8 protein-coding genes are annotated in these 7327 nt (G+C 60.1%); 5 read left to right on the plus strand and 3 right to left on the minus strand.

The features are described from left to right. Positions 1–7 precede the first annotated feature (7 nt). From EN925_RS15730 to EN925_RS15745, 4 genes are all read left to right on the plus strand, one after another. Entirely contained in the window at positions 8–592 is a 585-nt protein-coding gene (locus tag EN925_RS15730) for an ABC transporter permease subunit (protein WP_245487228.1), read from the plus strand. 1 nt (position 593) lies between these two features. Beyond that, positions 594–1325, plus strand: coding sequence for an ABC transporter permease subunit (locus tag EN925_RS15735; protein ID WP_127369633.1), 732 nt, complete (start codon positions 594–596; stop codon positions 1323–1325). A gap of 79 nt (positions 1326–1404) precedes the next feature. Beyond that, positions 1405–2496: an aminotransferase class V-fold PLP-dependent enzyme gene (locus EN925_RS15740; RefSeq protein WP_164753784.1), complete on the plus strand. Its 1092-nt coding sequence runs from the start codon at positions 1405–1407 to the stop codon at positions 2494–2496. Positions 2497–2601: 105 nt separating this feature from the next. Continuing rightward, entirely contained in the window at positions 2602–3519 is a 918-nt protein-coding gene (locus tag EN925_RS15745; RefSeq protein WP_127369631.1) for a LysR family transcriptional regulator, read from the plus strand. Positions 3520–3928: 409 nt separating this feature from the next. Here EN925_RS15745 and EN925_RS15750 read toward each other — a convergent pair whose 3' ends face one another. Then, positions 3929–4990: a site-specific integrase gene (locus EN925_RS15750; protein ID WP_128336685.1), complete on the minus strand. Its 1062-nt coding sequence runs from the start codon at positions 4988–4990 to the stop codon at positions 3929–3931. A gap of 114 nt (positions 4991–5104) precedes the next feature. Here EN925_RS15750 and dusA point away from each other — a divergent pair, with 114 nt between their 5' ends. Then, the gene (dusA, locus tag EN925_RS15755) at positions 5105–6103 is read left to right on the plus strand and encodes a tRNA dihydrouridine(20/20a) synthase DusA (RefSeq protein WP_127369528.1); all 999 of its coding nucleotides are present in this window, start codon (positions 5105–5107) and stop codon (positions 6101–6103) included. 10 nt (positions 6104–6113) lie between these two features. Here dusA and EN925_RS15760 read toward each other — a convergent pair whose 3' ends face one another. Both EN925_RS15760 and EN925_RS15765 read right to left on the minus strand, forming a co-directional pair. Next, entirely contained in the window at positions 6114–6818 is a 705-nt protein-coding gene (locus EN925_RS15760; protein ID WP_013531717.1) for a TIGR02281 family clan AA aspartic protease, read from the minus strand. A gap of 7 nt (positions 6819–6825) precedes the next feature. Next, a complete protein-coding gene (locus EN925_RS15765; protein WP_024503316.1) occupies positions 6826–7059 on the minus strand; it encodes a DUF1289 domain-containing protein in 234 nt (77 codons plus the stop codon). Positions 7060–7327: the final 268 nt, after the last annotated feature.

Raw genomic sequence — 7327 nt, forward strand, 5'->3', positions numbered from 1 at the left:
GGGCCTGATCGGAGCTTGGGCAAAATCATCGAAATTCTCGGCCGCGCGCCGCGCGGCCGAGACCTACACTACCTTGGTCCGGGGCGTTCCGGACCTGGTCTTGATGCTGCTGCTCTACTATGGCGGCCAGGCGGTTGTTAACCGGATCGGTGACGCGACAGGGTTGTGGGACACGCTGCAGCTCGACCCGTTCACCGTGGCCGTTGCAGCAATCGGCGTCATCTTCGGGTCGTACATGACCGAGACGTTCCGCGGTGCGTATTTGTCGATACCGCGCGGTCAAAGCGAAGGTGGCAAGGCGCTCGGCATGAACGGGTGGATCCTCTTCAAGCTGGTCATTTGGCCCCAACTCATGCGCAACGCCATGCCGAGCTTCACCAACAACTGGCTGAGCCTGATGAAGACAACTGCCCTGGCGTCAGTGATGGGACTGGAGGACATCGTCAATAAGGCAAACGCGGCTGGACGCGCAACGCACCAGCCATTCACCTTCATCTTCATCGTTTTGATCATCTATCTCGGCCTGACGATCGCTTCCGACGTGGGACTGCGCTTTCTCGCCAGACGGCTTCGCGTGGCGGAGACCGTCTGACATGGAAACCGCGTGGTCGAAGCTCCAGGATTTTTCACCGATCGATCTCGGTGTTATCGCCGCCAACTGGCCTCTCTTTGCGAAGGGGTTCATCAACACCCTGTTGCTGGTCACACTACCGTTGCTACTCGCCGTCGTGATCGCCATTCCTCTCGCGGTGATCCGGGCGCAAAAACTTCGCGTCTTCAACAGGGTAGTGTTCTGCTACACCTATGTTTTCCGCGGTACGCCGCTGCTTGTGCAGCTCTATCTCCTCTATTACGGCGTCGCGCAGTTCGAGTTCGTACGCCATTCTTTTCTCTGGCCAGTCCTGCGCGGGGCATGGGGGTGCGCATTCCTCTCGATCACGCTTTGCTCCGCCGCATATCTCACGGAGATCCTGAGAGGTGCGATCGAAGGCGTCCCCAAAGGCGAAGTTGAAGCCGCCAAAGCTCTGGGTCTATCCGGCGTCCGGCTGTTCTGGCTGATCGTTTTCCCGTCCGCCTGGCGACGTTCGCTGCCACCTCTTTCCAACGAAGTCATCTTCACGCTGCATGGCAGCGTGGTGGCAAGCACCATCACCATCATCGACATCCTGGGCGCCGGCCGGATGCTCAACAACAAATATTATCTCGCTGCCGAAGGCCTGCTCACCGCCGCCTTCCTCTACCTTGCGCTCACCTTCCTGATCACAGCGGCATTCCGCCAGCTCGAGCGCAAATACCTGTCGCATCTGAAACCAACACGATCCTGAAGGGAGCTAGACATTGGACAACTACGCAAACGAGGGCCGACTGGCATCGCTGGAAGTCTTTCCGCCGGCGCAATCTTACGTGTATCTCGATGCCGCATCGGTCGGGCTGACGCACAAGACGGCGGCCGAAGCGATCAATCGTTGGCAGACGCAACTCGCCGAAGACGGAACTGTGACGTTCGATGAGGAATCCGAGGTCAAATGCTTCGATGACCTGAACGCGGCCGCTGCGGAACTCTTCAATGCGACACCTGCCGACATCGCGGTCGCCTCCAGCGAGACTGTGTTGATGTCGTCGCTGGCCTGGGCGGCGATGCCGAAAAAAGGATCGACCATTGTGGCCACATCCATAACCCATCCGAGCACAGTCTACCCCTGGATGCGGGTCGCGCAGCACACGGGTGCGGAGATGCGCTGGGTCAAGCCACGCGATGGTATGGCCATCGATATGGATGAATTGCTTGGCGCGATCGATGCCAACACCTCCGTCGTTTGCATTTCGCATGTCGAATACGGAACCGGCCAGGTCTATGACCTCAAGGCGATTGCGGACAAAGCACACCGCCATGGTGCTCTCTGCGTCGTTGATGGAACGCAGTCGGCCGGGCAGGTCATGGTCGATGCCGCGGGCAGCGGCATCGACGCCGTGGCAACCTCCACATACAAATGGCTGTGTGGTCCGTTCGGAACAGGCCTGACGTATATTTCGCCTCGCATGCAGGACATGAACCCCGGCCTGCTGGGTTGGCGGTCGCATAAGGATATGTGGGATTTCCAGGCGGACAGAATTGAACTGCCGAAGGGAGCGAAGCGCTATGAATTCGGAACCATGGCCTATGGCACCGCGATTGGCGCGACGGTGAGCCTGCGCTACCTGCTGGACACGGGCATCACCGCGATCCAGGCGCACAACGCGAAAATCTCAAGACAATTGGTTGACGGGCTGCTTGAACTCGGCGCGGAAGTGCTGGGTCCAAAGGATCCGAAGCAGCGCTCTGCAACCGTCGCCGCGCGCTTTGCAGGCAAGAACAGCGCCGCATTTGCAAGGACGTTGAAGCAAAACAATGTGATCGCCTCGCTCCGGAAGGATTTCATCCGCTTCTCGCCGCACTTCTACAACTCGGCCGACGACATCAGGCGGGGACTGGCTGCCATCCGAGCAGCCTTGTGAGCTGACCGCAGTCCGACATCCGCGGGCAGCTTGTAGGCGCCACAGCGGTCCCTTAGTATTGCTCAGGCGGGTACAAACAGTGCTCCGCCTGAGCAATGATCAAGCATGAACTGGCCACATCGACTTTTCACGGGTGAGATCGGCGACGCCGAGATCAAGTTGCTCCGTATTTTCCGCACCGTAGTCGATTGCGGCGGCTTTTCTGCCGCCGAAGTCGAACTGGGCGCATCTAAATCCGCGATCAGCAAGCAGATGAGCGATCTGGAAATCCGTCTCGGCATGCGGCTGTGCAACCGGGGCCGATCGGGCTTCAGCCTGACGCCGGAAGGCGAGCGGACCTATTCCGCGACGAGCCAGTTGCTTGCCTCGCTGGAGATTTTCCGTTCGCAGATCAACGACACCATGGCCGGCCTGACCGGGACACTGTACATTGGACTGGTCGACACGATCGTCACCCAGTCGGAGTCCCCTCTGCATCGCGCCATCTCGGCCTATTGCGGCAAACACAAGGACGTCGGCATCAGGATTATCTCCGGATCGTCCGCGGAGATAACCCGCGGCGTCCAGGAGATGCGTATCCATGTCGGTGTGACGGTCCTGGAATCGGAGCACGCGGACATCTCGGCTGTGCCTCTTTTCGAGGAAGTGAGCCATCTCTACTGCGGGGCAGGGCACCCCCTCTTCCAGATTGCCGACAGCGACATCCAGATCGCTGACCTTTCCGGACGGGCCTTCGTCCAGCACGGCTATTCCGAGGCGGAGCGGTCCTATGTCGATCGCATGAACATGTCCTTGAAAGCGATTTCGCATGTCACCGAAGGCGTGCTGTTTCTGATCTTGTCGGGAAGCTATCTTGGCTTTCTCCCAACCCATTTCGCGGAAATCTGGGAGAAGCGGGGAGACATCCGGCCGATCCTGACTAGCAACGTCGCCAAGAAGACGGAGTTTTCGGCGATCGCCAACCGCAAGCTCATGAAGAACGCCCTGATAGGCTGTTTCCTCGATGAAATCGCGCAACAATAGGATGTCGGCGGCAACAGGCCATTTGGCGGCTCCTACCATGTCAAACGGCTTCCCGCTTAGCGTCCTCGGCGACATCGAGGGCGCGCATGGCAAGTAGCGCCCGCCAATAAGGCCCGCCTGCCATCAGCGGCGCCGGGCCGTGTGTGATGGCGAATAGGTAGCTTGACGACTTGGGCACGCCGTCGAACGGCGTAAGTGCAAAAAATCGCCGATTGATCCCGATAGTTGGTGAAACCTCAAAATATTTTCCGCGGCGATTTTCCCTTTAAAATCAAGAGCGTAACTTTTTGACGGCCCGTGGGTCGATATTGTGCGTCTAAAGTAAGAAAAAACCCAGCTAGATCAATGGCCTAGATGGGTTAGATACAATCGAATGGTGTTCTTTCGTGAAACCTTACGACACTCATATCTATGCGGCGCGCGCTGCCAACAGCGCGTGGAGAGCCTCCGGCTTCAGATGGGTGTAGCGCTTCAACATTTTCCAGTCCTTGTGCCCCGTTACCAGCGCAACCTGTTCGATCGTGAATCCGGCCTCGAAAAGGCGGCTTGTCCCTTCGTGCCGCAAGTCATGAAAATGAAGGTCGTGGATGTCCAGGTCAGCGCACCCTAGACGGAAGGCAGTGCCGACTGACCTATGATTGAATGGGAAAATTCGATCATCGTCATTGCTTCGCTTGGCCTGTCGGTCCTCGACAATGGCCCATGCGTCGTACCCAGTTGCCGCGAACAAGGGTATGCGTTGATTGTTCCCGTTTTTGTTTCGCGGGTCTTTCCGGTCACGGATGAGAAGCATCCGCGTGCGGGCGTCCACGTCGGACCACCGCGCCTTGCAGATTTCCTCCTGGCGCATTGCGGTTGCGACGGCGAAACGTATTATCTGACCAACCGGCGCTATTTGACGAGGATTTGCATCGAAGTGGGCGATGAGCCTGTCGAGTTCATCCTGGGTCGGCCTCCTGTCGCGCTGATTGCCCTTACCAACGAGGCCAAGCCTCTTTAGGGCAATACGCGCGAGCTCAACCGGTTCGACCTTGACGGGCAGGCCGTGCACCGCAGCAGCATGAGCCAGAATGAGTTTTACAAAGCCGATGTCGATGCCGAGCGTCATCGGTCCGGCACCTTGGGCGGCCCGGTCGCGCCCAAAACGAATGAGCCGTTCGCGATCGAGAGCCGCGATGTTGCACTTCCCCAGATGTCTTTGGAGCATATCGAGAGCCGCGGCCTTGGAGCGGCGAGGGGACTTGCCTACATCGCACATGTCGTCGATATGAAGGTCGATGAGTTCACCGAAAGTTTTCAGGCGCGCTATACGGGACTTGGTCGGCGTCTCACCACGATCGACTTGGCGCTCGACTTCGGTTGCCCAGCGCCGTGCGTCGTCTCGGCGCAGGAAGGTCTCGCTGACGTAGCGACCCTTGCGACGGACTTGGACACGCCAGGAACCGGACGAGAGTTTTGTGTAGGTGGCCATTTTTTGTGTGCGCTCTGTGTGCACTGAGAGATCGAAACGTGGCGAAAAGGGTCGTATTCTGGCGTAAATTCGTGTGCACTCGGCAGGTTTTAACGATTTGATGTTAAAGAAAAAATGCTGAAAAATCAAGAGCATAGACTGGCTATTGCACCCATGATGGACTGGACGGACCGGCATTGCCGGTTCTTCCACCGCCAGCTGTCGAGCCATGCGCTGCTTTACACCGAGATGGTGGTGGCCGACGCCGTCATCCATGGCGCACGCGAGCGGCTGCTCGGCTTCGATGCGTCAGAACATCCGGTCGCGCTGCAGCTCGGCGGCTCGGATCGCGAAAAACTTGCCGAGGCGGCGCGCATCGGCGAGGCCTTTGGCTATGACGAGATCAACCTCAATGTCGGCTGTCCGTCAGACCGCGTCCAGTCGGGCACGTTCGGCGCCTGCCTGATGAAGGTGCCGGACCTCGTTGCCGGCTGTGTCGCGGCGATGAAGGCGGCGGTGACAATTCCCGTGACCGTCAAATGCCGCATCGGCGTCGACGAGCAGGATCCGGAGCCGGCCCTCGATGCGTTGGCGGATGGAGTTTTCGACGCCGGCGCCGACGCATTGTGGGTGCATGCACGCAAGGCGTGGCTGGAAGGGCTGAGCCCCAAGGAAAACCGTGACATCCCGCCGCTCGACTACAACAGGGTCTATCGGCTGAAGGCTAGAAAACCTAACGAATTCATTGGCATCAATGGCGGCATTCAGACGATCAAAGAGGCGTTGGCGCATCTCGGCCATGTCGACGGCGCCATGCTTGGCCGCGCCGCCTACCACACGCCCGGCATTCTGGCTGGCGTCGATGCCGCTTTCTACGGCGTCCAGTCCGAGCCCTTCGATTTCGCCGCGCTGATCGATACGATGGCGGACTATGCGGCACGTCATATCGAGCTGGGTGGGCGGCTTGGACATGTCACCCGCCACATGGTCGGACTGTTCCATGGCTTGCCCGGCGCGCGCCGCTACCGGCAGATCCTGTCCACCGACGCGACAAAACCCGGCGCCGGCCCGGACGTGCTGAAGGCGGCTTTCGCGGCCGTCGAACTCGGCGGAGCGGCAGCCGAAGCGGCTTGAGATTCCGGGATCAGTCCCTGAGGATCATGCGGTCGCCGCGCACGTCAAAACCCGACAATGAACCGATGAAGTTCATGCCGAGCAGGCTCTGGCTGAGCATGCCGGGTGCGGCGATCATCACCGACATATCCCTGCGCGTGATGCCGCCGATCGCAATCTGATCGGTTTTCACGGCCGCGGCGCGTGCCATGCCGTTGGCGGTCGAAACCGGTATGGTGTAGTTGAGCGCCGCTGGATTGAATCCGGCGGCTTGTGCGTCTTCGGACGTCAGCACGGTGCTGGTCGCGCCGGTATCCACCACGGCCCGGACCGGGTTGCCGTTGACCAGGATGCGCGCTTCGAAATGGCCGTTGTCCGCCTTGTCGAGCGTTACGGTGGCGTGACCGTCTTCGATACCCAGGGCCAGCGGACTGCCGGGAACAAGGCCCGCGGTCACCCGGCTGGCGACATCCTGCAGCTCATAGCGGTACTGATAGCCGGCGATCAGCGCGAGCGCGATGGCCGCCCAGGCGCCTAAGTTGCGGGCCATGGCGCCCAGGGGTCGGCCCGAGCGAAGCAGGCCGGCGCCGATAAGGGCGCCAAAGGCGCCGAGCCAGATCAGCCGGCTGAAATCGTTGTTCTCCACGCCGAGGGTGCTGCCGGCGGAATCGTTGAGCATGAGCAGGACTGCTCCCACCCCGATCGCGGCCATCAATATCCAGAACAACCGGCTCATCCGCACCTCACGACAGCGCGTCGCGTTCGCGCGCCATGCGGGTGCGGCGCGTTTCCCGGCGCGGCCGGCGCTCGACCGTTTCCAGCCGGGCCGGCAATTCAGCCATGACGCTGCGGCGCGTTTCCGGCGTCATCCCGATCCAGGCGCCGATTTCCTCGCGCGTGCGGCCGCACCCGAAACAGAAGCCGGTTTTCATGTCGATCGAACAGACCAGGATGCACGGGGATTCGATGGCCGTCATGACTTTCTCTTGGGCTTCCATCCGCAATCCCTTGTTCCACCTCCACATGGTGCAACGGCAAAGCCAATGCAAGCCCTCGCGATTGCGCCCTTCGGGGCCGGCTTTGCGGCAAATGCAGGCCCATCATCCCAGAGGTTGTGCCAACCCCGCAAGGCGGCTATGCCGCTTACCAAATCCAGGGAATGATCGATAACAAGATGACCAGCGCACTGCCTTTCGACGATTTTCGCAACCTGTTGGCCAATCTGCCGGCGGCCGACACGGCAGC

The organism is Mesorhizobium sp. M7A.F.Ca.US.006.04.2.1 (assembly GCF_004022915.1).
Lineage (GTDB): Bacteria > Pseudomonadota > Alphaproteobacteria > Rhizobiales > Rhizobiaceae > Mesorhizobium > Mesorhizobium ciceri.